Source organism: Verrucosispora sp. WMMC514, from assembly GCF_027497295.1.
In the GTDB taxonomy this organism is placed as follows: domain Bacteria; phylum Actinomycetota; class Actinomycetes; order Mycobacteriales; family Micromonosporaceae; genus Micromonospora; species Micromonospora palythoicola.
Genome location: NZ_CP114906.1, coordinates 5,176,118 through 5,200,263, shown reverse-complemented (window position 1 = coordinate 5,200,263; position 24,146 = coordinate 5,176,118). Strand labels below are relative to the sequence as shown.

22 protein-coding genes are annotated in these 24,146 nt (G+C 72.7%); 15 read left to right on the top strand and 7 right to left on the bottom strand.

All coding sequences use genetic code 11. From position 1 onward, the window contains the following. Window positions 1–591: 591 nt before the first annotated feature. From O7597_RS24165 to yidC, 12 genes are all read left to right on the top strand, one after another. Window positions 592–921 (top strand): hypothetical protein, encoded by a 330-nt coding sequence (locus O7597_RS24165; RefSeq protein ID WP_269741016.1) that lies wholly within the window; start codon window positions 592–594, stop codon window positions 919–921. Continuing rightward, a complete protein-coding gene (locus O7597_RS24160) occupies window positions 921–1,679 on the top strand; it encodes a hypothetical protein (protein ID WP_269741015.1) in 759 nt (252 codons plus the stop codon). The genes O7597_RS24165 and O7597_RS24160 overlap by 1 nt, the downstream gene beginning before the upstream one ends. Next, window positions 1,676–3,271 (top strand): phage baseplate assembly protein V, encoded by a 1,596-nt coding sequence (locus O7597_RS24155; RefSeq protein ID WP_281580817.1) that lies wholly within the window; start codon window positions 1,676–1,678, stop codon window positions 3,269–3,271. The genes O7597_RS24160 and O7597_RS24155 overlap by 4 nt, the downstream gene beginning before the upstream one ends. Then, window positions 3,271–3,609 carry a hypothetical protein gene (locus tag O7597_RS24150; RefSeq protein ID WP_269741013.1) on the top strand — a complete coding sequence of 113 codons (339 nt, stop codon included), beginning with the start codon at window positions 3,271–3,273 and terminating at the stop codon, window positions 3,607–3,609. Before O7597_RS24155 ends, O7597_RS24150 begins: the two co-directional genes overlap by 1 nt. Then, on the top strand, window positions 3,606–4,067 hold the full coding sequence (locus O7597_RS24145) for a GPW/gp25 family protein (protein WP_269741012.1): 462 nt from the start codon (window positions 3,606–3,608) through the stop codon (window positions 4,065–4,067). Before O7597_RS24150 ends, O7597_RS24145 begins: the two co-directional genes overlap by 4 nt. After that, window positions 4,064–6,664 (top strand): putative baseplate assembly protein, encoded by a 2,601-nt coding sequence (locus tag O7597_RS24140; RefSeq protein ID WP_281580816.1) that lies wholly within the window; start codon window positions 4,064–4,066, stop codon window positions 6,662–6,664. Before O7597_RS24145 ends, O7597_RS24140 begins: the two co-directional genes overlap by 4 nt. Continuing rightward, window positions 6,645–7,241 (top strand): phage tail protein, encoded by a 597-nt coding sequence (locus tag O7597_RS24135; protein WP_281580815.1) that lies wholly within the window; start codon window positions 6,645–6,647, stop codon window positions 7,239–7,241. Before O7597_RS24140 ends, O7597_RS24135 begins: the two co-directional genes overlap by 20 nt. After that, window positions 7,238–8,161, top strand: a complete 924-nt coding sequence (locus tag O7597_RS24130; RefSeq protein ID WP_281580814.1) for a hypothetical protein — start codon at window positions 7,238–7,240, stop codon at window positions 8,159–8,161. The genes O7597_RS24135 and O7597_RS24130 overlap by 4 nt, the downstream gene beginning before the upstream one ends. Before the next feature lie 19 nt (window positions 8,162–8,180). Next, on the top strand, window positions 8,181–8,636 hold the full coding sequence (locus O7597_RS24125; RefSeq protein WP_281580813.1) for a hypothetical protein: 456 nt from the start codon (window positions 8,181–8,183) through the stop codon (window positions 8,634–8,636). Window positions 8,637–8,651: 15 nt separating this feature from the next. After that, a complete protein-coding gene (locus tag O7597_RS24120) occupies window positions 8,652–9,422 on the top strand; it encodes a hypothetical protein (protein WP_269741007.1) in 771 nt (256 codons plus the stop codon). 82 nt (window positions 9,423–9,504) lie between these two features. Continuing rightward, window positions 9,505–9,789 (top strand): DUF6412 domain-containing protein, encoded by a 285-nt coding sequence (locus O7597_RS24115; RefSeq protein ID WP_281580812.1) that lies wholly within the window; start codon window positions 9,505–9,507, stop codon window positions 9,787–9,789. Between the two features lie 96 nt (window positions 9,790–9,885). Beyond that, window positions 9,886–10,812, top strand: a complete 927-nt coding sequence (gene yidC, locus O7597_RS24110; RefSeq protein ID WP_281580811.1) for a membrane protein insertase YidC — start codon at window positions 9,886–9,888, stop codon at window positions 10,810–10,812. 111 nt (window positions 10,813–10,923) lie between these two features. Here the strand turns inward: yidC and O7597_RS24105 are convergent, their stop codons facing one another. From O7597_RS24105 to O7597_RS24090, 4 genes are read right to left on the bottom strand one after another with little or no spacing between them, the layout of a single operon-like run. Then, window positions 10,924–13,260: a glycoside hydrolase family 3 N-terminal domain-containing protein gene (locus O7597_RS24105; protein WP_269741004.1), complete on the bottom strand. Its 2,337-nt coding sequence runs from the start codon at window positions 13,258–13,260 to the stop codon at window positions 10,924–10,926. A gap of 35 nt (window positions 13,261–13,295) precedes the next feature. Then, a complete protein-coding gene (locus O7597_RS24100; protein ID WP_093402815.1) occupies window positions 13,296–14,162 on the bottom strand; it encodes a carbohydrate ABC transporter permease in 867 nt (288 codons plus the stop codon). After that, the gene (locus tag O7597_RS24095) at window positions 14,159–15,157 is read right to left on the bottom strand and encodes a sugar ABC transporter permease (protein WP_269741003.1); all 999 of its coding nucleotides are present in this window, start codon (window positions 15,155–15,157) and stop codon (window positions 14,159–14,161) included. Before O7597_RS24095 ends, O7597_RS24100 begins: the two co-directional genes overlap by 4 nt. After that, window positions 15,154–16,422: an extracellular solute-binding protein gene (locus tag O7597_RS24090; RefSeq protein WP_281580810.1), complete on the bottom strand. Its 1,269-nt coding sequence runs from the start codon at window positions 16,420–16,422 to the stop codon at window positions 15,154–15,156. The genes O7597_RS24095 and O7597_RS24090 overlap by 4 nt, the downstream gene beginning before the upstream one ends. A gap of 178 nt (window positions 16,423–16,600) precedes the next feature. On the opposite strand from O7597_RS24090, the gene O7597_RS24085 reads away from it, so the two are divergent. Further along, window positions 16,601–17,608, top strand: a complete 1,008-nt coding sequence (locus O7597_RS24085) for a LacI family DNA-binding transcriptional regulator (RefSeq protein ID WP_269741001.1) — start codon at window positions 16,601–16,603, stop codon at window positions 17,606–17,608. A gap of 180 nt (window positions 17,609–17,788) precedes the next feature. Further along, entirely contained in the window at window positions 17,789–18,814 is a 1,026-nt protein-coding gene (locus O7597_RS24080; protein ID WP_269741000.1) for a hypothetical protein, read from the top strand. Between the two features lie 48 nt (window positions 18,815–18,862). Here the strand turns inward: O7597_RS24080 and O7597_RS24075 are convergent, their stop codons facing one another. Genes O7597_RS24075 through O7597_RS24065 form a run of 3 tightly spaced genes read right to left on the bottom strand, consistent with a single transcriptional unit; the run spans window position 18,863 to window position 21,270 of the window. Then, window positions 18,863–19,327 carry a hypothetical protein gene (locus O7597_RS24075; protein ID WP_269740999.1) on the bottom strand — a complete coding sequence of 155 codons (465 nt, stop codon included), beginning with the start codon at window positions 19,325–19,327 and terminating at the stop codon, window positions 18,863–18,865. Further along, window positions 19,302–19,937, bottom strand: a complete 636-nt coding sequence (locus O7597_RS24070; RefSeq protein WP_269740998.1) for a sigma-70 family RNA polymerase sigma factor — start codon at window positions 19,935–19,937, stop codon at window positions 19,302–19,304. The genes O7597_RS24075 and O7597_RS24070 overlap by 26 nt, the downstream gene beginning before the upstream one ends. Before the next feature lie 19 nt (window positions 19,938–19,956). After that, a complete protein-coding gene (locus O7597_RS24065) occupies window positions 19,957–21,270 on the bottom strand; it encodes a S8/S53 family peptidase (RefSeq protein ID WP_269740997.1) in 1,314 nt (437 codons plus the stop codon). A 195-nt stretch (window positions 21,271–21,465) separates the two neighbouring features. On the opposite strand from O7597_RS24065, the gene O7597_RS24060 reads away from it, so the two are divergent. Continuing rightward, window positions 21,466–24,072 carry a CHAT domain-containing tetratricopeptide repeat protein gene (locus O7597_RS24060; protein ID WP_281580809.1) on the top strand — a complete coding sequence of 869 codons (2,607 nt, stop codon included), beginning with the start codon at window positions 21,466–21,468 and terminating at the stop codon, window positions 24,070–24,072. Window positions 24,073–24,146 lie beyond the last annotated feature (74 nt).

The window sequence follows — 24,146 nt, the reverse complement described above, 5'->3', positions numbered from 1 at the left end:
CCCTTTACGACGTCCGGACGGGCACCGGAGCCCCACTCCCCCATGTCCTTTGCTCTGCTTCACCCCACGCAGCACCCGACGTCCGGTACCCGGACGTCGACACGTGCGCCGGTTGAAGCAGAGCAAAGGGATCGCAGGACAATGTCCCGGCCCGCTCCGGCAGCCGCCGCGCAGGCGGAGCCGGTCGGGGCCAGCGGGCCAGGTGGGCCCGGCGGACCGGGCGGACCGGGCGGATCCGACTGGTCGGGTGGGATCCGCCGACAGTGGAGCCGAGGGGCGATCGGGGCACCAGCGGCGGCAGCCGCGACGGATGGCCTCGGCGGGGCCGCAGCGTCAACGCCGGGTCACCGCCCGGCCCAGCCGGCGGGAAGATCGACGGTGACGAACCCGGGCACCACCCGGGAACGGCCGCTTCCGCCCCCGACACCCCGACACCCCGACCCAGCGGGCCCGCCGGCCGACCCGGCGGGCCGGCGCACCGACATGGTCAGCCCGCGGTCTGCCGGGCCGGACCCGTGGGCAGCCAGGCCGCCGAACAATCCGGAGCCGACCTCGGCCGAGACCGTCCCAGGGCACCGCGCGACGCTCCGGTTGGTCACCGGACGGCAGCAGACGGCCGACCCCGACCTGCCGGGCGGCGACGGCGGGGCGGGACGAACGATCCGGCCCGGCGACGGACGGCGGTTTCCCAGCGGACTCGTCACCGGCGACGGGCGCTGGCCCGGCAGCGGGCTACCCACCGGCGACGGACGCTGGTCGGTGGGCCCGGACGTGCGCTGGCCCGACCTGGAATCGTCGCGCACCGCGGCTGACCCGTGGCCGGCCCTGCCCGACGACCGGGCCCTGTGGTCGGTGTCCGGACCGGCCGACGGCGACGGGCACCGGATCAGGCGGCTCGACGGGGAACAGGCGGGTGGCTGATGCAACGGGTGGCCTTCCTCATCGACAGCGGCGAGCGGATCGACTGCCTGCTCAACCCCGAGACGGTGCAGGTGACCCGCCTCGCCGGGGTGCGTCAGCGGGGTGGCGCCGACGGTCAGCTCACCGGCGTCGGGCTGGCCGACGATCCACTGCTCTTCACCGGCGGCGGCCGCACCGAACTCGTGCTGGACCTGCTCTTCGACATCGACTTCGCCGAGGGGCAGGTCCGCCCCACCGACGTACGGGCGCTCACCCGACCACTCTGGATGCTGGCCGAGAACTCGGCGGTGGAACACGGTTGGCTGCGGCCCCCGCTGGTGCGGATGGTCTGGGGCAAGACCTGGAATGTGCCCGGTGTGATCGTCGCGGTGGCGGAACGCTTCGACGCGTTCACCGCCACCGGCTCCCCGCGCCGGTCCTGGCTACGGCTCAAGCTGGTCCGGGTGGCCGAGGACGCCCGCCGCGCCGAGGAGGGTTTCGCCGAGGAACTGTCCGCCGCGCAGACCCCCACCGTCGCCCCGGGCACGGCCGTGGTGGCCGCCGGCGACGGCACCGCCGCCGACACCTCGGGCGTACGCTTCGACCTGCTCGCCCACGACGCGCTGGGTTCTCCCCTGCGGTGGCGGCTGCTGGCCGAGCACAACCGGATCACCGACCCGCTGGCCGTGCCCGCCGGCACCGCGCTCGCCGTACCGCCGCTGCCCGGCACCGCACCGCCGGAAACGAGCAGCGCGGAGTCCTCGGGGAGCGGATCGTGAGCGCCGCCGCGCCCCGGGCGCTGACCGTGCTGCTCGGCGGCAGACCGGTGCCCGACGCGGTGACCGGCCAGGTCACCTCGGTGCGGGTGGCCGCGCGGCTGAACCTGCCCACCCAGTGCGAGGCGACGCTGCGCACCGCGCCCGGCACCGCCGCGCTGACCGGCCCGGTACGGATCGGCGCGAGCCTGGACGTCCGGCTCGACGGGCACCCGGAGGCGCTGTTCACCGGGGAGGTCACCGCCGTCGAGGTCGAGTACGCCGCCGACGGTACGGCCGTCCTGCGGGTACGCGGGTACGACCTGCTGCACCGGCTGCGCAAGCGGCAACGGATCCGGGTCTTCGAGTCGGTCACCGCCGCCGAACTGGCCACGGAACTCTGCGCCGACCTGGGGTTGCGCGTCGAGGCGGAGGTCGACGGCCCGCACCTCGACCGGCTGCCCCACCACCGCCCCAACGACCTGGACCTGCTCGTCGACGTGGCCGGACGGGCCGGGCTGCACCTGAGCCTCGACGGCGACGTGCTGCGACTGGTCACCCTGGACGGCTACGGCGAACCGATCGCCCTGCGACTGGGCCGCGACGTGCACGGTCTGCGGTTGTCGGTGAACGCCGACAGCGCCGCCGGGGAGAGCGCGGTGCTGGGCTGGCACCCGCAGCGCGCCGAACCCATCGTCCAGCGGGTGGAAACCCCCCGCTGCGGGCGCCGCACCCCGGCGGATCCCGACCCGGCCGAGGTCGGCGCGGACGGCCCGCGTACCGCCCTGGACCAGCCGGGACGCAGCGACGACGAGATCGCCGCGCTGGCCCAGGCGCGGCTCGACACCCGGGCCGCCGCCCTGGTCACCGCCGACGGCACGGCCGAGGGCACGCCCGCGCTGCGGCCCGGCCGGCGGATCCGGCTGAGCGGGGTGGCCGAGCCGGTGGCCGGCACGTACGTGCTGACGGAGGTGGTGCACACCGTCGACGCGAACGGTCACCTGAGCCGCTTCTCGACCGTGCCGCCGCCGGCGCCGCGTTCCGGGCCGCCGGCACCGGCGGTGGTCACCCTCGGCACCGTCACCGACGTGACCGACCCCGACGGTCTGGGCCGGGTACGGGTCGAGTTGCCCGCGTACGGCGGGGCGGACGCCGGCTGGCTGGCGGTGCTGTGTCCGGGCGCGGGGCGGGGCAAGGGACTCGTCGCGCTGCCCGACCCGCAGGACAGCGTGCTGGTGGCGCTGCCCGGTGGTGAGCCGACCGCCGGCGTGGTGCTCGGCTCGCTGTTCGGCACCGTCGAGCCGTACGACACCGGGGTCGACGACGGGCGGGCCCGGCGCTGGTCGCTGCGTACCGCCGGTGGTCAGCAGGTGGTGGTCGACGACGTGGCACGCAGCCTGCGGCTGAGCACCGACGCCGGCAGTTGGCTGGAACTGACCCCGCAGTTGGCCACCCTGCACGCCGCGACGGATCTCGTGCTGTCCGCGCCGGGTCGGGCGATGGTCGTCCGGGCCCGCAGCGTCGACTTCCTGCACGCCGAGGCCGTCGAGGACCCGCGGACCGCCGCCGAGCAGGCCCGGGCGCTCGCCCGCGCCCACCACGAAGGAGGCAGCTGATGCGTTGGATCCACCGCGACTCGGTGATCAGGTGCAGCCACGACGGCCGGGTCCGCAACCGGGCGTCCCAGGGTTGGGTCACGGTGGCCGGCGTGCCGGTGCTGGTGGCCGACGACCCGAAGGGGCGGGAGATCGTCGCCTGTCCGAACTACGGCGCCACCGTCAAGCCGTGCACCGGCACCGAGGCGGTGCGGGCCGGCTACAGCGACTGGGTGCGCGTCGGCGGCCGGCGGGTCGTGCTGTCGCACCTGTCCGGGTTCACCAACGGCAGCCCGCCCGGCCAGTTCACCTACCGGGTGCGCGATCCCCGGCAGCGTTTCGTGGGGGCCGACAAGTGAGGGCGATCCGGTTCGTCGGTGCCGGCTTCGACCCGGGTCAGGGCGGTGGGCTCGGGTTGACCGCGGCCGGCGGCCTGGCGATGACCGACGGCGACGAGACGGTACGCCAGGCGCTGTTCCTGCTGCTGTCGACCACGCCGGGCGAGCGGCTGATGCGACCCGGGTACGGCTCCCGCCTGCACCGGCTGGTCTTCGCGCCCAACGACGACACCACCGCCGGGCTGGCCATCCACTACGTCCGCGCGGCCATCGCGCGCTGGGAACCCCGCATCGACGTGCTCGACGTCGACGCCGGACCGGATCCCGACGACCCGTGGCGGCTGGTGATCCGGCTGGACTACCGGATCCGGGCCAGCCTCACCCCCGGTCAGTTGGTCTTCTCGGTCGACCTGCTGCCCGCCGACGACGATCCGCCCGTCGGGCCGACCACCGGCCCGGACATCGAGGAGGCACGATGACGTTGCCCGTGCCGCACCTGGACGACCGGAGCTTCCTCGACCTGGTGACCGAGGCCCGGGACCGGATCCGGCAGTCCTGCCCCGGATGGACCGACCTGTCCGCGCACGACCCCGGTATCGCGCTGCTGGAGGCGTTCGCGCACCTCACCGAAGTGATGATCTACCGGCTGAACCAGTTGCCGGAGAAGGCGTACGTCGCCTTCCTCAACCTGCTCGGGGTGACCCGACACCCACCGGCGGCGGCCTGGGCGGACGTCCGGTTCACCCGCACCGGTCCGGACGAGGCCCCGCTGCGGATCCCCGCCGGCACCCGGGTGGCCGCCGCCCGGGGGGCCGACCCACGGCCGGTGGTCTTCGTCACCTGCGAGCCGGCGCTGCTCGCCGCCGGGCAGCGCGAGGTGACCGTCCGGATGCACCACTGCGAGCCGGTGGAGGCGGAACTGCTCGGCGTCGGCACCGGGCAGCCGGGGCAGGTGCTGCGCGCCGGGCGGGCGCCGCTGGCGCGGACCGCCGAACCACTGGACCTGCTGCTCGGGGTCGAGGTGCCGACCGGTTCGGTGGAGCTGGGTGCCGCGGCTCGGGAACACGACGGGCGCACCTTCGAGATCTGGCGTGCGGTGGACAGCTTCGCCGGCCTCGGCCCGCAGGACAAGGCGTACCTGGTGGACCGGTGCTCCGGCACGGTGACCTTCGCACCGGCGCTGGACCTGCGGGTCACCGGCGACGGAACGCTGTCCTCGGGTGACGGCGCGGTCGCGGCGGTGCCACCGGCGGGCCGGCAGGTCCGGCTGTGGTACCGCGCGGGCGGTGGACCGGCCGGCAACGTGGCCGCCGGCACCCTGACCAGCCTGCGTGACCCGCTGCCGGGGGTGAAGGTGGTCAACCCGCTGCCTGCGGCCGGTGGGCGGGAGCTGGAGGCCATGGAGTCGGTGCTGCTGCGCGGGCCGTACGCCTTCTTCGCCCAGCAGCGCGCGGTGACCGCCCGGGACTTCGAGGTGCTGGCCACCGCCGCCGGCGGCGTGACCCGGGCCCGTGCCTTCACCCGGGCCGCCGTCTACAGCTTCGCCCGCCCCGGCGAGGTGGAGGTGGTGCTGGTGCCGCACGTGCCGGACGGCGCGCGGCCCGGCGGCCGACTGCCGGTGTCGGTGTTGCGGGAACACGAGGTCGAGGAGGTCCGGTTGCGGGTCGAGGCGGACCTGGAGCGCCGCCGTTCGCTGGGGACCGCCTGCCGGGCCAGCTGGGCGCGGTACAAGGCGGTGTCGATCCGGGCCCGGGTGGTGGTGCGCCGGGAGGAGGACGTCGAGGCGGTACGCCGCCGCATCCACGACCGCCTGCACCAGACGCTCAGCCCGCTGCCGAGCACGCTCAACCCGACCGGGTGGGCGTTCGGCGAGCCACTGCGGGCGTCCAACGTGTACCGCCTGCTGGAACACGCCGAGCCGGGGGTGCGCTACGTCGAGTCGGTGCGGTTCGAGGTCGACGAGACACCGGACAGTCACGTGCGTACCCTCGCGGCCGACCAGTACCAGCCGCGCACCTGGTACGCCGGCAGCGGGGCGGTGCTGTTCCGCTCGACGAACGCGGGGGCCGGTTGGGAGCCGGCGGGACGCTTCGACGACGGGGAGACCGTGCAGCGGGTGGTGCCGGCGCCCGCGCCGGTGCGACCGGGCATCGTGCCCCGGGCCGGTTCGGTGGCGGTGGCGACCGTACGCAGCGACGGCGGCTCCCGGGTGCACCTGAGCACCGACCTGGGTGAGACCTGGTCGCTGCTGGCCGACCTGGACTCGCGGGTCGGCGACCTGGCCTGGATCGACCGGGACGGCGCGGGCGCGCTGCTGCTCGCCACCGACACCGGCCTGTACGAGGTGTCCCTGCTGCCCGGTTCGGTGCCGTTGCAGATCCTGGTCGACCCCGCCGACGCCGACCGGGGCTTCTACGCGGTGCGGGCGTTCGTCTCCGAGCGCGGCGCCGCCGGGGTGGCGGTGGCCGCCCAGGCCGGCTTCGGGGTGTACCTGTCCGGCAACGCCGGCCGCCCCGGCAGCTTCAGCCACGTGGGTCTGGCCAACGTCGACAACCGAGTGCTCGCCGTGCAGTACGACGGACCGGCCACCCTGCTGTGGAGCGGTACCGGCGAACCGGATCCGAAGCGACCCGGCCAGGGCTGTTTCCGCGCCCGGCTGTTCGAATCCGACGTGAAGTGGCAGGCGCTGTCGGCGGGCTGGCTCGGCGGCACCTGCCGGGACCTCGCCTTCAGCGGCCCGCTCGCGCTGGCCGCGACCCAGAGCGGCGGGGTGCTCCGACTGGACACGCTGTCCGCGCAGCCGCAGTGGACGTCGGTGTCGGTCAACTGCGGGCTGCCGCTGCGCGACCGGACCCGGTTCATGCCGGTGGACACGGTCGCCGCGACCGGCGCGGCGGACCGCCTGGTGCTGGCCGGCGGGGAACGCGGCGTGCACCGCAGCGGCGACGCGACGGAGTGGTCGGCCAGCGCCAACCAGGCCACCGCCGACGTGGTGACCGTTCCGGACACCTGGCTGCTCTGCTCCGGCGAGCACGACATCGAGGTGGTGCGGCAGGATGCGACGAGCGGGCATTGAGCGGCTGCTGCCCGCGGCGTACCAGCGGGCGGCCGGGCCGGGCAGCGTGCTGGGGGCGCTGCTGGACGTGATGGAGGCATTGCACGCCCCGGACGAGGCGGTGCTGGCCGAGATCGACGCGCTCTTCGCGCCGTACCGGGCACCGGCGCCGATGGTGGCGTACCTGGCCCGGTGGGTGGCGATGGACCACCTGGTCACCGCGCCCCGGCGGGACGTCCCGCTGCCGCTGGCGCTGAACCGGCTTCGGGATCTGGTCACGCACGGTGCCGCGCTGGCCGCCTGGCGGGGTACGCCGGACGGTCTGCGTACCGCCCTGGAGTTGGCCACCGGAGTCACCGGGTTCGTCCTGGACGAGCCGGCCGATCGACCGTTCCACCTGGTCGTCCGGGTGCCCCCGGCCGCCGCCGACCAGCTGGCCCTGGTCGACCGGATCGTGGCGGCGGAGAAGCCGGCCGCCGTCACCGCCGAGGTCACGGTCGGCGACGCCCCGGCCGAGCGCGCGGTCGGACGGGCCAGCGTGCCGTCATCCGTCGTCGCACCGTCATCCGCCGTTTCCGCTCCCGAGGAGCCGTCATGACCACCGAATGGACCGTCGTCGCCGCCGCCGAGCAGTTCACCCTGGACGCCCGCAACGCCGGTGAGCTGACCTTCACCGTCTCCAACCCGGGCGTCGCGCCGGACACCGTGGTGTTCGACGTGGCGCCCGGCGAGGGCACCCAACGGCCGTGGTTCACCGTCACCGAGCCGCAGCGGGTGGTACCGGCCCAGGGTTCGGTGTCGTTCCTGGTCCGCCTGGCCGTGCCGGCGGGCACCCCGCCCCGGCGCTACGACATGACGGGGTTCGCGTACTCGGCGAACACCGCGCCGGAGGAGAGTTCCCGCTCCAGCGGCCGGGTCACCTACGAGGTACGCGCGGTGGCGCCGCCGAAGCGTACGCCCTGGCCCTGGATCGCCGCGGCGGCGGCGCTGGTGCTGGTGGTCTCGGCGGTGGTGGTGTTCCTGGTGACCCGCGGCGACGAGCCACCGCCGCAGGCGCGGGTGGTGACCGTCGAGGCGGAGACCCTGGCGACCGGGGCGCGGGTCGAGTCGCCGTCGGGTTCCGGGGCCAGCGTGCAGGTGCAGCAGAACTGTTGCGAGGTGACCTGGTCGCAGGACGCCCAACTGTTCTTCCTCGGCCGTGCGGTGAACGACCGGGTGACCGTGACGGTTGAGCTGCCCGCCGAGGCGACCTGGCAGTTCTCCGCCGTGCTGACCACCTCGTTCGACTACGCCAACACGGTCTTCCTGATCGACGGCCGGCAGGTCGGCGACCCGTTCATCGGCTTCAGTCCGAAGGTGCGGGTCACCGACTGGGTCGACGTGGGTCGGGTGCGGCTCGGCCCCGGGACGCACGAGATCACCCTGGTCGTGATCGGCAAGACGCAGAGCACGAACCGCTACTTCGCCGGCGTCGACCAGCTGCGGTTCACCGAGGTCGGGTCGGCGGACCAGCGGTGACCGTGAACGGAGGGCGGCGGTGAGCGGACAGCAGAAGGCACTGCTCGCGGCGCTCGGCGTGCTGCTGGTGGTGCTGTTCGCGGTGGCGGTGGGTGCCGGCAGCGACGACCGGGGCGACCCGACGGCCCGGCATCCGCTCGTCGACCTGCTGGGCCGGGCCGGGGGCGGACGCGGCGCCGTCGATCCGGCCAGCGTGGACGCGGACTGTCTGGCGGCCACCGGGCAGTTGGTCGTCGACGGCCGCTGCGAACTGCGCGTCGCCGACCCGGACGGACTGCGCACGCTGATCCTGCGCGGTCCGCAGGCGTTCAGCGTGCGGGCGACGGCCCCGGGTGACGCCGACTTCACCGTCACCGACGAGGTGGAACCCGCCGCCGACGGCAGCGGCGCGGTGGCCCGCGTCGCCGTCGACCGGGCCACCACGGTGCTGGTGAGTTGCCCGGCCGGGTGCCTCGTCACGATCGCGCTGGACTGAGGCGAGGGGGCTGGGATGGGTGGGCTGCGCAGGCCGTTCCTGTTGCTGGCGATGCTGGCGCTGGTGCTGGCGGTGGGCGTGGAGGTGGGCGCCGGGCTGCTGCTCGGCGGCGGCGACGCCGGCGCGGAACTGGCCGGCAGCGCCGCCGACCTCGGTGTCGAGGTCGGCGACGTACGCCAGGTCAGCGAGCCGTCCGGCCGCGGTACGGGCTACCTGGCGCTCATCGACGCGGCGGCGCTCTGGACGACCGGGCTGTTCTGTCTGGGCCTGGTGCTGCCGGAGCGGCTGCACGGCCGGATCCAGGGCGTCGCCACCCTGATCTTCTCGATCATCCTGATCCTCGTGGCCCTGCTGGCGCTGGTGCTCGCCTTCATCGAGCTGATGATCATGGTGTCGTTGTTCCTGGCGCCGCCGTTCGGCACGCTCGCGTACCTGGCACTGTGGGGGTTCTTCCCGGTCGGTGACGCCGCGGCGCTGCTCGGCCTGGTGCTGCTGCTCAAGCTCGCCTGGGCCGGGTTGCTGATTCTGGCCCAGCCGAAGTTCCTGCAGAACAAGGGCCTGGTCCTGCTGATCCTGACCAGTCTGCTCGGCACCGTGGTGCTGGGGTTCCTGCACGGCCTGGTGCCGGTGATCCTGGTCAGCATCCTCGACTCCGTGGGCGCCGTGGTCTTCGCGGTCATCGCGATCGTCTGGGCGCTGGTGCTGCTGATCGGAGCGATCCCGGCGATCGTCAAGGCGGTGCGGGCCACCGCCGCGCTGCGCGCCGAACCGGACCCGCACGGTTGAGGCGGGGGCCGCGACCGGCCGCGTCGCGGCGAGCGGCGATTCCCGGACACCGCCGGTGGCGCCGACCGGATATGGTTGCCCGGTGATCGGGCTCGGCCTGCTCTGGTACCTCGTCGGCGTACTGGCCGACGTCGGTGCCACCAGCATGCTCACCGGCACGGCGGCGGTGACCGGCGCACTGCTGACCGCCCTGCTGGCCGCCGCGGCCCTGATCCCCGCGGGGGTGACCGATCCCGACCTGCGGCTCACCCGTCGGATGCTGCGGGAACGCTCCGGTCGTACCGGCATACCCCGCCACCGTGATCCGGACGCCGCCGGCCGAGCCCGCCCCAGAGCCCCCACCACGGCGACCCTCGCGGTCGCCTGAGCCTCACCTCACCCACTTCCTGCCGCTCGTCGGCGACCGCTGCTGGTGACCGTTCCTGCTCGCATCAGTCGTAGTCGCACGTCGAGGGGTGTTCTCATGTCCGTGATCTACCATGCCATCTCCGCGATCCTGCTGTTCTGGCACAGCGCCTGGCAGCGGCTGCTCGGCGACGCGTCCGCGCTGGGCACCGACTGGTCCTGGGTGCTGGGCATCGTCTTCCTGGTGCTCACCGTCCGGGTCGTCCTGTTCCCGGTCTTCGTCAGACAGATCCGTTCGCAACGGGCGGTGCAGGCGTTGCAGCCGAGGATCGCCGAACTCCGGACCCGGCACCGCGACGACCGGGAGACCCTGCAGCGGGAACTGGTCGAGCTCTACCGGGCGGAGAAGGCGAACCCGCTGATGGGTTTCCTGCCGATGGTGGTGCAGATTCCGGTGTTCCTCGGCCTGCTGCACGTGTTGCGTCATCTCAAGCCGACGATGCCGGAGCAGCTGAAGACCTTGTACGGCTGGACCGTCACCCAGTTCGACAGCGCCTCGTCGGCCACGCTGTTCGGCGCCCCGATCGCGGGTACCTTCGGCTCAACAGGGCGGGATCTGGCCCTGCTCGGGGCCGACGGCGCCACGGTCCGGACCGTGGCCGCCGTGCTGGTCGCCACGATGGTCGTCACGACCTACCTGTCCAGCCGGCAGCTGATCCTGCGCAGCGGCTGGGCCACGGATCCGCCGCAGCGGCTGGTACAGCGGCTGATGCTCTACGGCATCCCCGCCTCGCTGCTCGTCTCCGGGTTGATCTTCCCGATCGGCGTGATCATCTACTGGGTGACCACGAACCTCTTCTCGCTCGGGCAGCAGACCTGGATGCTGCGCCGGTACCCGCCGCCGGTCAACGGTGCCTCCAGCCCGGAGGCGCGGGCCGACACGCCGAAGGCGGTCACGAACGGAAACGGCGACGAGCCGGGCCGTCCGGCCGCACCGAAGGTCGGGGCGAAGCCGACCAACCGCCGCCGCAGGCGTGCCACCTGAGTCGTGCGGTCACCGCGCGGCGCACATGCGCCAGGGCAGTTCCCGATCATCGGGAACTGCCCTGGATCGTGCGGTCGACCACCATCGCGGCGGTGGCCGGCCGGCACGGACTCAGCTGACCTCGGCGGTCGTCCAACGGGCGGAGGCGTTGGTGACCGGTGCGACGTCGCCCACCAGGGTGGTCGAGGCCGCCACGTCGCGGCGTGCGCTGGTGCCGACCCAGAGGTCGACGGCACCGGGCTCGACCACGCGGGTGAGCGTCCGGTCGGAGAAGGCCAGCCGGGTGGTGGGCACCGTGAACGCGACGGTGACCGACTCACCCGGCGCCAGGTGGACCCGCTGGTAGCCGAGCAGCTGCGCCACCGGTCGGGTCACCGACGCCACCAGGTCCCGGCCGTAGAGCTGCACCACCTCGTCGCCGGCCACCGCGCCGGTGTTGGTGACACGCACACTCACCGCCAGCGCCCCGTCGGTCGGCACCGTGGCCGGCACCGTCAGGTCCGTGTATTCGAAGGTCGTGTACGACAGCCCGTGGCCGAACGGTGCGGCGGGCGTCGCCAGCAGGTTCGTCACCTCGTTGCCGTCACCCAGCGTCGGGTGCAGGTACGAGTACGGCTGCGCCCCGGCTGACCGGGGCAGGCTGACCGGCAGCCGGCCCGACGGGTTGACCCGTCCGGAAAGCACACCGGCGATCGCGCCGGCGCCCTCCTCACCGGGGAAGAACGTCTGCACCACCGCCGCGCAGCGGCTCAGCGCCCAGTCGATCGCGTACGGCCGGCCGGTCAGCAGCACCAGGACGACGGGCCGGCCCGTCGCCAGCACCGCCTCGACCAGCTCCCGCTGCACACCGGGCAGCTCCAGATCGTCCCGGTCGCATCCCTCGCCGACCGTGCCGCGCCCGAACAGGCCCGCGTGGTCGCCGACGACGAGGACGGCGACATCGGCGGCGGACGCCGCGGCGACCGCCGCCTCGAAGCCGGAGCGGTCGTCGTCGTCCACCGCGCAGCCGCGGGCCGAGGTGACCAGTTCCGGGCCGAACTCGGCGCGCAGCGCGTCGAGCACGCTCGGCACCTCGATGCCGGCCTCCACGTCGGGGTGCTGCACGAGCACGTGGTTGAGGAAGGAGTAGCAGCCGAAGAGGGCGCCCTGCCGGTCCGCGTTCGGCCCGATCACCGCGATTCGGCGGCCCGCCGGCAGCGGCAACGCGTCCTGGTTGGCGACCAGGACGATCGACTTCTCGGCGAGGCGGCGGGCGATCGCCCGGTGTTCGGGCGAGTCGAGGTCGACCGCCTGGACCGGCTCGTCGGTGAAGGTGGCGTCCAGCAGCCCGAGGTCCAGCTTCTGCCGCAGCACCCGCAGCACCGCCTGGTCGATCACCGACTCGTCGATCCGGCCGGCCCGCACCGACTCCGCGAGGGTCAGGTACGCGTCGCCGGTGGGCAGCTCGATGTCGACACCGGCGGTCAGCGCCTGCACGGCCGCGTCCGCGTGGTCGCCGGCGACCTGGTGCAGCAGGTTCAGGAACGCCACTCCGAAGTAGTCGGCCACCACCGTGCCGTCGAAGCCCCACCGGTCCCGGAGCACCCCGGTGAGCAGCGTCGGATCCGCGGCCACGGGCACCCCGTCGATCTCGGCGTACGAGTGCATCACGGAGCGGGCGTCGCCGTCGAGGATCGCCATCTCGAACGGTACGAGCAGCACGTCGGCCAGCTCGCGCGGGCCGGCGTGCACCGGGGCGAAGTTACGCCCGGCGCGGGAGGCGGAGTAGCCGACGAAGTGCTTGAGGGTGGCGTGCACCCCCTGCGACTGCAGCCCGCGCACGTACGAGGTGCCCAGCGTGCCGACCAGGTAGGGATCCTCGGCGATGCACTCGTCGACCCGCCCCCAGCGGGGGTCGCGGATCACGTCGAGCACCGGGGAGAGCCCCTGGTGGACGCCGAGCGCCCGCATCGACGCCCCGATCGCCGCGGCCATCTCGGTGACCAGGTCGGGGTCGAAGGCGGCACCCCACGCCAGCGGGGTGGGAAAGGTCGCCGCCTTCCACGCCGACAGTCCGGTCAGGCACTCCTCGTGCACGATCGCGGGGATGCCGAGCCTGGTCCCCGTCACCAGGTCGGACTGGAACTTCCACAGCCATGACGCCCGCGAGACGGCCTCGACGGGCCGGGTGCCGTAGGCGCGGGTGAGGTGACCGAGCCCGTGCCGGGAGAAGTCCTCGAGCCGGCCGATGTCGCCGAACTCGCCCTGCAGCGGCGCGACGGCCTCACCTTCGGCCTTCTCCCAGAAGCCGACGAGCTGCGCGACCTTCTCCTCGATCGTCATCCGACCGAGCAGTTCACGTACGCGCGTCTCGCCATCGGACCCGTACCGGTCGGGCCGGCCGTGGCCCGATCCTGTCTGGGCCGGCACCGGCGCCGACCCGCCCACGACCTCGCGGACCTCAGTCATGCTGTGTTACCCCTTTGTGTTGGTGCCGCTGCCGCTCAGCCCTTGACCGCGCCCTGGAGGCCACCGACGATCTGCTTCTCGGCGAACGTGAAGAAAATAAGTGCCGGCAACATCGCCAGCGAGGTGAAGGCGAGGATTCCCGCCGTGTCGGAGGTGTACTGGCTGGAGAAGTTCTGCACGCCCAGCGGCAGGGTGTGCAGGCTCGCGTCACCGAGCACGAGCAGCGGCAGCAGGAACGCGTTCCAGCTGGTGACGAAGGCGAGAATACCGACGGTGACCAGCGCGGGCCGCGACAGGGGCAGCAGAATGCGCCAGAGGAAACCGAGCCGACCGGTGCCGTCGATCGCGGCAGCGTCCTCCAACTCGCGGGGAATCGCGGTGAGGAACGGACGCAGGATCACGATCGTCAGCGGCAACGCGAAGGCGACCTGCGGCAGGATCACCGCGTAGTACGAGTTGATCAGATTGAGGTCGCGCAGCATCAGGTAGAGCGGCAGGATCGCCGCTCCGGCCGGGAACAGCAGACCCAGGGTGAAGAAGGTGTAGAGCACCTCCCGGCCACGGAAGGTGTAGCGGGCCAGCACGAACGCGGCGCAGACCCCCAGCACCACGACGCCGATGGTGGTGCCCAGGGACACCACCGCGCTGTTGAACACCTGCCGCCAGAAGTCGCTCTGGGTCAGCACCCGGGAGTAGTTGTCCCAGACCCACGGGTCGGGCAGGCCGGCCGGATCGGCGACGATCTGCGGCGTGGTACGGAACCCGCCGACGATCACGTAGACCACCGGAGTGATCGACACTGCGGCGACCGCGAGCGCCAGCGCGTACGTGAGCGGGTTCCCCCACGAGATCGGGCGACGCTTGGCGGTCGGAGACAGGACGGCGTTCGCGGCCACGATCAGTTTGCCCTTCTGGTGATGGCGCCCTCGATGTCACGACGCAGGAGGAAGCGCTGGAACAGCACCGCCGCGACGAACGAGATGGCGAACAGGATGACCGCCACCGCGTTGCCGTAGCCCCACAGCCGGGCGAAGAACCCGTTGTCCACCATGTACGTCGCCATGGTCGCCGACGCGCCGAGCGACCGCACCGCGGGCACGGAGGTCACCCAGATCACGTCGAAGACCTGCAACGAACCGATCATGGACAGGAACATCCAGATCCGGATCGTGGGTCCCAGCAGTGGCAGCGTCACGTGACGCTGGATCTGCCACCAGCTCGCGCCGTCGATGGCGGCGGCCTCGTTCAGTTCCTGCGGCACGTTCGACAGGCCGGCGAGCAGGAGGATGATGGCGAAACCGACGTACTTCCAGGTGAGTACGGCCAGCATCGTCCAGATGACCACGTCGAGGTCGGCGAGCCACGCCTGCACCAGGCTGCCCAGCCCCAGCGACTCCAGCATGGCGTTGACCGTGCCGGCGTCGGACAGCAGCAGCTTCCACATGATGCCGACGGTGACCTCGGCCAGCACGTAGGGCACGAAGGCCAGCAGGCGGAACAGCGTACGGCCGCGGAAGTTGCGGTTGAGCAGCAGGGCCACACCCAGGGCGATCGGCCCCTGGATCAGCAGTGACCCGAACACGATTATCGCGTTGTTGCGCAGCGCGTCGATGAAGATCGGGTCCTGGAACGCCAGGACGTAGTTGTCGAAGCCGACGTAGTCGGTGGGTGGTCCCACGCCACGCCAGCGGAACAGGCTGTAGTAGAAGGCGAAGCCCATCGGGACCAGCACGAACATCACGTAGACGATGACGGCTGGCGTGGTGAGCCCGATGATCTCGTACCACTTGCGTCGGGTCTCGGCGGCCCGAGCTGACGAGCGTCGGGCAGGCCGGGGTCCCGCCGGCGGCGCGGAAGCGCCGCCGGCGAGGTCCAGGGTCGGGTTGGTCGAGGTCACTTGCGCGCGGCCGCCTTCATGGCCTCGACAACCTGCTCGGGGGTGCCGTTGCCGGCGAAGATGGCGACGATCGCGTCGTTCATCGCGTTGCCGACGGTGCTGCCGAACGCCGTGTCCAGCCAGAGCTGCACGTAGGTGGCGCTGGTGGTGGCCTCCAGGATGGACTTCAGCGCCGGGTCCTTCACGCCGTCCTCGGCACCCTTGGCCACGGGCAGGCCGGTGCCGGTCTCGGCGTAGCCCTTCTGCACCTCGGGGCTGACGATGTACTTGAGGAACTCGACGCACTCGGCCGGGGCGTTCTTGGCGCAGGCGAAGCCGTCGCCGCCACCCAGGGCCGCCTTCGGGTCACCGGCGGAACCGGTGATGGCCGGAACCGGGAACCAGCCGATGAACTTGTTCAGCGCCTCCTGGTCCTCGGTGACGGTGTCCAGGGTGCCCTTGTTCCAGTCACCCATCAGCTCCATCGCGGCCTTGCCGTTGGCCAGCAGGCCGTTGGCGCTGGTCGGGTCGTTCTGACCCGGCGTGGCGATGAAGTTGGGCTGGAACGGCTCGGTGTCGATGAACGCCTTCAGGTCCTGACCGGCCTTGACGAAGCACTGGTCGTCGAAGTTGTTCTCGAGGCTGGCCTTGCGCAGGGTGTCGACCGAGCAGGCGCGCAGCGCGAAGTTGTACCACCAGTGCGCGGCGGGCCACTTGTCACCGGCGCCGACCGCGATCGGAATGACGTTGATCGCCTTGAGCTTGGTGACCGCGTCGTTCAGCTCGTCGAAGGTGGCCGGCGGCGCGGTGATGCCGGCCTGCTGGAACAGCTCCTTGTTGTACCAGATGCCCTCGATGCCCATCCGGTACGGCAGGCCGTACTGCTTGCCGTCGACCTGCCAGATCTCGACCGCGCTGCCGATGTTGGCAACCTCGTCCTTGACCTGGTCGGTGATGTCCTTGAGGTAGTCGGCCTCGACCTGCTCGCGGATCTCGCCACCGCCCCACGCCTGGAAGATGTCCGGCGGGTCGTTGCTGAGCAGCGCGGCGGGGAGCCGGGTGCGCTGGAGCTGGTTGGTCTCGATGCCCTCGATCTCGATCGTGACCGTGGGGTGCAGCGCATTGAAGTCCTTGGCGACCTTCGCCCAGTACTCTTTACCGGGACCGTCCTGGGAGGCGTTGTGCCACCAGGTAAGCGTCACCGGGTTCTTGTACAGCTCGCTCTCGGCAGGTGCCTCACTCTCGCCCCCGCCGCCGCAGCCGGCGACGAGTAGTGCGGTTGTCATGGACAGCGCTAGAAAGGTGGTTGCACGGCGCTTTATAGCCATCGATGTCTCCTCGACCAGTCAGTCGGGTGCTCGGCCTGAGCGAGTTTTTCAGCAAGGTAATCCAGTGTCAATCGGTGTCGATAACGTTTTCGACTCGCCTTCGTAACCGGCCCGCCGGCCCTCTATCATCATCGGCGTGGCGTTTCCCCAGCGTGTCAAGATGTCGGACGTGGCCCGCACGGCCGGCGTCTCCGTGGCGACCGTTTCCAAGGTGGTGAACGGCCGTTACGGAGTGGCACAGGCGACCGTGGAACGGGTCCAGCAGGTCATCCGTCAACTCGGCTACGAGGCGAGCCTGGGGGCGCAGAGCCTGCGCAGCCATCGCACCAACGTGCTCGGCATTCTGGTCGCCGAGTTCGAGCCGTTCTCGACCGAACTGCTCAAGGGCGCCAGCGTGGAGGTCGCCGGCACCGGCTACCAACTGCTCGCGTACTCCGGCGGCGACGGCGCCGGGACGGCCGTAGGGTGGGAACGCCGCTCGCTGGCCCGGCTGTCGGGCACGCTCATCGACGGGGCAGTGATCGTCACGCCGACCGTGGTGGAGACCAAGCAGGGCTTCCACGTCGTGGCCGTGGACCCGCACACCGGCCCGTCGGGGCTGCCGACAGTCGACTCCGACAACTTCGCCGGCGCCGTCCTGGCGACCAACTACCTGCTCTCCCTCGGTCACCGCCGCATCGGGCACATCAGCGGACGCGCCGACCTCGAATCGTCCCGGCTCCGCGAGGCGGGCTTCCGGCAGGCCATGGCCGACGCGGGCGTGACGGTGGACGAGCGGCTGGTCCGGGTCGGCGGGTTCCGGGTCGACAGCGCCGCCGAGCCCGCCGCCGAGCTGCTCTCGTTGCCCGACCGCCCGACCGCCGTCTTCGCCGGAAACGACCTCTCCGCCATCTCCACGATCGACGTCGCCCGGAGCCTGGGCCTGTCGGTCCCCGACGAGCTCTCCGTGATCGGCTTCGACAACATCCCGGAATCGGCGCTGGTGAACCCGCCGCTGACGACGATCATGCAACCGTTGCAGCGGATGGGCGCCGAGGCGTTGCGCCTGCTCATCGACCTGATCGCCGGCGTCGAGCGGGACACCCACATCCGGCTGCCCACCGAACTGGTCGTCCGCTCCTCCTGCCAGGCGCTGCCTGATTGACCGAGGTCGCGGGCCACGCGATCCGGGGACATTTTGCCGGTCGTCGCGCCATCTGACAGCGCGGTGCCCCGGCGACGGTATTTCCAGCCCGTCTTCCCGCTCCTGAATGACGAAACCGCGCCGACACGGTACGGAAACGAACCGCGTCGGCTCAGCCCCCGTCGATGGGAGAGACCTGCCATGAGCAGTGCAGGAAGACGTGTCCGCAGAGCCGCCCTGGTCGTCCTCGCGGGAGCGACGCTGACCAGTCTGCTGGCGGTGACCGCAGCCGCCGCCGCACCCTTCCCGGCGTCGGAGCGGGCGGCCGCGACGGCCCGCACCGACGTCTACATCAAGGATGTCGCCGCCGACGTCGGGCTGGAGCCGCACACGCTCGAACCGCTGTGGATCAGCCCCGACATCAAGGTCTGCCCCACCGCCGTCGAGTGCGCCGTCAGCCAGAACCCGATCGTCGGGGTGACCAACTACGTCTTCGTCAAGCTGCGCAATCCCGGACCGTACGGCTCCGGCGTCGGCAGTGGCGTGCTCCGGGTCTACCGGACCACGCCCGGCGGCGGCGCGACCTGGCCGACCCACTGGACCGAGATCGGGGCCAGCAGCGTCATCGCCGCCCCGGGCGTCACGACCGTCACCATCCCGTGGACCGGAGTGCCCGGGCCGGGTCACTTCTGCCTGATCGCCCGCTGGATCTCCGACTCCGACCCGATGACCGTCGAGGGTCCGAGCATCCCCATCAACGCCAGCCACAACAACAACATCGCGTGGCGCAACGTCGACTCGGTCTTGCTGAACCCGGGCGCCGGACCGGTCGTGCGGCCCTTCGCCATCGGCAACACGCTGAGGGTGCCCTCCAGGAACGAGGTGACCTTCGCGGCCGCCGAGCCGCTGCGGGCCATCGGCGGCCGGGTCGTCGTCGACCTCGGTCCGGAACTCTTCGAGCGCTGGCGGGCCGGTGGCGCGGTCGGCGCGGGGATACGCCCGGCCGGCCGGACCCAGGTGGAGATCGTGGAGCCCACCCGGGCCTTCCTGGGGAACCTGCTGCTGAACCCCGGTGAGCGGTTGCGGTTCTCGCTGCTCTTCTCGGCCGAGACCGCGTCCGACGGGGAGATCGCGTTCAACGTGACCCAGTTCGGGCCGGACAACAACGGCGAGCGGCGGACCGACCTCGGTGGCGTGCAGTATCTGATCAGCACCAGCAGGCGATAGTCCCGACGCCTTCGCGGGGGCCGCGGGCTGGACGACCCGCGGCCCCCGTCAGCGTAGGCAGACCCAGTCGGTGACCACCGTGTGGCCGCCCGCGTCGGCCCGGAGCTGGATCGGACCGGGCGGCGGAGCACCCAGGGAGAAGAGACCCACCGCGTTGACCGGGGCCTCGTCGTAGGTGCCGCTGGTCGTGCGGGCGCTGACCCGACCGCCGCCGGCCGGGGAGAGCTGCCCGACGATCCCGGCGTCGGTCACCTCGATCTCCACGACGACCGGGCCACCGCGGAAGGAAAGCGTACGCACGGAACCCGCCGACCGGGTCAGCCCGGCCGGCTCCGTCTCACTCGCCGAGTCGAAGATCAGCTCGGCCAGGGTCAGTTCGGCGCCCACCGTCCGCCAAGCGAACGCCGCCCGCGCCGCCGTGACGTACTCCTCGGGAACTCCCCCGCCGTCCCAGAGCGCCGCGCCCAGCTCCGCCTTCAACCGGTCGTCATCGACCGGCGGCCACGGCTCCATCGCGTTCACCCCACTTCCGTCCGGTCGTCCCGCCCGGTTCAAGGTACGACGCGAGGGCCGGTGAGTCGCGCAGCCTGCGCAGGCAGCGGGCCTGGGTCGGCCCGATGCTGCCGACCGGCAGGCCCAGCCGGCCGGCGACCTCCCGGTAGGTCAGCGGCGGATCGGCGGTCAGCAACGACAGCAGCTCCTGGCACCGCGGCGGAAGCTGGGCGAAGCTCTCCCGCAGCGCCTGGCGCCGCTCGGCTCGCAGCAGCTCCTCGTCCGGCGCCGCGACGTCCGCCCAGGTCCCGTGGTACGCCTCGAACGCACCGTCGGACGGGTCCACCGGCTGCGTACGCCGGCCGAGGCGGGACATCCGGTAGCACTCGCGCCGGGTCGTCACGGCCAGCCAGGCGGCCAGCGCCTCGGGTTCGCGTACCTGATTCAGGTGTTCCACCAGCCGCAGCCAGACGGTCTGGTTGACATCGGCCGCGTCGGCGCCGCCCAGATCGTGGGACCGGATCACCGAGTACACCAGCGGGGTGTACCGGCGCACCAACTCGGCCCAGGCCGCCTCGTCGCCGTGCGTCGCGGCGGACACCAGGTCGGTGGCGCTGCGATCGGTCAGCACGACATCCCCGTCCGGGCGCTCATCCGACGAGGACACCGTAGTCGGGATGCCAGCGCGGCGCCGCGAGCAACGCCAGGCGTGCCGCCTCGGCGCTCAGGCCGGCGGTGGTCATCAGTGCGGCGAGCCGACCCGCGACGTACGCCGACGCGAACGAGGTACCGGCCCAGGTGGCGTACCCGCGGAACAGCCGGGTCGGCCGACCCGGCAACGGCAGCCGGCCGTGGACGTATGTGCTGTCGTGCCGGCCGAGGGTGCAGGCGTCGACCCATGGACCGAAGCCGCTGTAGGTCGCAGGTGCCGGGCCGGTGGCGGTGGCGGTGACCGCCGCGACCGCCAGCACCCGGTCCAGCGCGGCCGGCCAGATCGGTCGGTCGATGCCGTGATTGCCGGCCGCCGCCACCACCGCGGTCGTCGGTGGTAGTCCGGCCACGGCGTTGGCCAGCGGCAGCGACGGCTGGTCGTCGAGAGTGAAACCGCCCAGCGAGAGATTCACCACCGACACCTCCGGCGCGAGCCGACCGAGCGCGGCCACCAGCATCGCCTCGTCACCGACGCCGGTCGGGCCCAGCGCCGACTCCGGGTCGACGCGCACGCCCGGCGCGGCCTGCCGGACCACCCCGGCGACGAAGGTGCCGTGACCGCCCTGCGCGGCCAGCACGTCGCCGTGGACGTAGAGCGGGTCCTCGTCGTCGGACTCCGGCAGGTACGCGCCGCCGAGCCACTCCGGGTGAACGTCGCCCGCCTGCCGCCAGATGCCGGTGTCGCAGATGCCGACCGTCACCCCTGCCCCCTCGCCGAGCCGGGCCGAATCCGGCGGCGGCAGGGCAGCGACCGTCCTGGGCGGTCCGCTCGGATTGCCCATGATGTTGCCCAGACCGAGCAGCACGTGGTGCGGTTGGACCGCGGGCACCGGCTGGCCGGGCCACTGCCGGGGATCGCGCAGCCTCGTCACCACCCCGGGAATGTCGGTCTCCCCGGCGAACAGCAGCCGGGTGACACCGGCGAAACGGTCGGCGATGGTCACCGCGTGGCCACCGTTGCGCAGCCAGGCGGCGACCCGCCAGGTGTCCGCGTCCGCAGTCAGCAGTTGCCGGGGTCGGTAGAGGATCTCCCGCCCGGACGTGGTGTGCCGCCGCACCTCGCGATCGGCGTTGAGCGCTTCGGCAAACGCGAGCTGGTAGGCCTTGTCGTCGTCGAGGTCGCCGCGCGCCGGCGGCGGACGCAGTCCGGCGCCGAGCGACACCGCCGTCGTAGCCAGGGCGGACGCCGCCAGGAGCCACCGTCGGGACAGCCCGCCTTCGGGACGCGACGCGATGGGATGATCAGGAAGCACGAGGTCCTCCAAGAACGGTCCGGGCAGTGGCACGCGCCACCGGTGGTCGACGCGGCGAAAGTCCCCCGGACTCCCCGATTCTTCCAAGTAATCGGCGTATGTCAATTGATCGGATGACCAGCCCGTGCCCGGCGAGAGCGATGAGCCGGGGCGGTCGACATTGACGCACCGTCATGGATGGGGAACTCTTTGTCCATGCCCGACAGCACCGACGCCGGTGCCGGGACCGCGCTGATGGCGCTCGACACCGTCCAGCGCTGTCCGCGTGAGGCGATCGCGATCGCCCAGCGGGTGCTCGCCGCCAGCACCGCCGACGACGAACGGTCCACCGCCGACCGGGCGATCGGCCTGGCCCTGCGGGAACTCAACGATCTACCCGGCGCGCTACGTCACCTGCGACGGGCGGTACGCACCGCCGGCACCGCCCGGACCCGGGCGCTGGCGCAGATGAGTCTCGGTTACGTACTGGCCAACGCCGGCCGTACCGCGGCGGCGCTGCGGGCCGTAACCGACGCACTGCCCCAGCTAACCGGTGCGGACGCCGGGCGGGCCCGGATGCAGCGCGGGGTGGTACTGCACTACCGCGGACGCTACGACGAAGCGGTTCGCGACTACGGCCACGCCATCGACATCGCCCAACGCGAAGGTGACCTGCTGCTGGAGGCACGGGCCCGCAACAACCGGGGTCTGCTCAACGCCCACCGGGGCACCGTCGGTGGCGCGGACGACCTCTCCCGGGCGGCGGCCGCCTTCCATGGACTCGGCCTGGACCTGGCGGCGGCCGACGCCCGCTGGAACGGTGGGATCGCGGCCGGCCGGCGCGGAGACATCGCGGCCGCGCTGCGCTGCTTCGCTGCCGTCGGCGAGGAGTACCGGCGACTGGCCGTGCCCCGGCCGGCGTTGCTGCTGGACCGCGTCGAGCTGCTGCTGTCGGTGCCGCTGGTCGACGAGGCGGTGCAGGTCGCCGCCGTGGCGATCCGGGAACTACGCCGTCGTGGGATGGCCTCCGACCTCGCCGAGGCGCTGCTGGCCCAGGCCCGGGCCGCGTTGCTCGCCGGTGACCTGGACACCGCGACCGCAGCCGCGGCGGCCGCCCGCACCCGCTTCCGGCGCCAGGGACGCCGGACCTGGGCCGCGTTCGCCCGGCACGTCGAGCTGCGCGCCGAGTTCCGCCGGGGAACCCGTTCGCCGGCCCTGTTCACCGCGATGGTCCGGACCGCCGACCAGCTCGACGCCACCGGCTGGCCGGATCCCGCGCTGATCACCCGCATCGACGCCGGTCTGTTGGCGACTGCCACCGGCCGCACCGACCGCGCCATGGAGCTGTTCGGCCGGGCCGCCCGGGCGCGGGGCCGGGGCACCGCTCCCCGACGGGCTCAGGGTTGGTACGCCCTGGCACTGTCACGCCGGTTGAGCGGCGACGAGTCCGGCGCGGCCCGCGCGCTCCGGCGCGGACTGGCCGTGCTCGACCGGCACCGCACCTCGCTCGGCGCCACGGAACTGCGGGCCCACAGCGGGGCGTACGGGCAGGAACTGGCGGCCGAAGGGCTGGACGTCGCCGTCCGCGCCGGCGCACCGGCCCGGGTCCTCGCCTGGTCGGAGCGGTGGCGCGCCAACACGCTGCGCATGCGCTCGGCGCTCCCGCCCGACGACCCCGATCTGGTCGCCGCGCTCGCCGAGCTGAGGATGGTCAGCGGGCTGCTCGAGGACGCGGTGCTGGCCGACCGTCCGGTACGTGCCCTGCGCGGCCGGCAGGCCCGACTCGAACACCACATCCGCGACCTCGCCCGACGGATGCCCGGCGGAAGCGAGGTGGTCGCCCCGCCCACCGTGGACGCCCTGGCCGAGCGGCTCGGCTCGCGCGTGCTGGTCGAACTGGTGGCGCACGGCGATCGGCTCCGGGCGGTGCTGGTCCGCGACGGTCGGGTCAGCCTGCACGACCTCGGCCCGCGCGCCGAGGCGGCGAGGCTGGCCCGATGGCACCGGTTCGGGCTACGTCGACTGATCACCACCGGGGACTCGGCCGCCGCGCAGGCCGGTGCCGCACACGCCGCCGCGGTACTCGACCGTCAGCTCTTCGATCCGGTGCGACGCCGTCTGGCTGACCGGCCCCTGGTGATCGTTCCGGTCGGTGAGCTGCATGCCGTCGGCTGGGCCGAGTTGCCGACCTGTGCCGGTCGCGCCGTCACGGTCGCCCCGTCGGCCACGGTATGGCTCGGCGCGGACCGACGCGAGGCCGCGGTCGGACCGCCGGTCCTGGCCAGCGGCCCGCGGCTACCGGCCGGGCAGGCCGAGGTCCGCCGGCTCGCCCGGGTGTTGCCGGGAGCCCAACTGCTCACCGGGGCGGACGCCACCGCCGACGCGCTCACCCGGGCACTGGACGATGCCGGGTTGGTGCACATCGCGGCTCACGGCACGTTCCGCGCGGATAATCCACAGTTCTCCACTCTGGAGCTCGCCGGAGGACCGCTGTTCGCATACGAGTGGGAACGCGTCGCCCGTCCACCCGGCTGCGTGGTGCTCTCCGCCTGCGAGTCGGGGCTGACCGGCATCCGCCCGGGCGACGAGGTGATGGGATTCGCCGCGGTGCTGCTGGCCCTGGGCACCCGGTGCCTGATCGCCACGGTGCTACCGGTGCCGGCCGACCCGACCACCGCGCTCATGCTGGACCTGCACCGGCGGATGCGGGCCGGCGCCCGACCGGCGCACGCCCTCGCCGAGGCCCAGCAGGCATTCGTCGCCGCCGGCGACGGCACCGCCCGGGCCACCGCGGCGGCGTTCGTCTGCCTGGGTGCCGGTTGACCGACGGTGGCGCTGCGGCCAGGAATCTGTGGCGGTGCGGGAGTTCCGCGAGCGGCGGGCCGACCACCTGGACC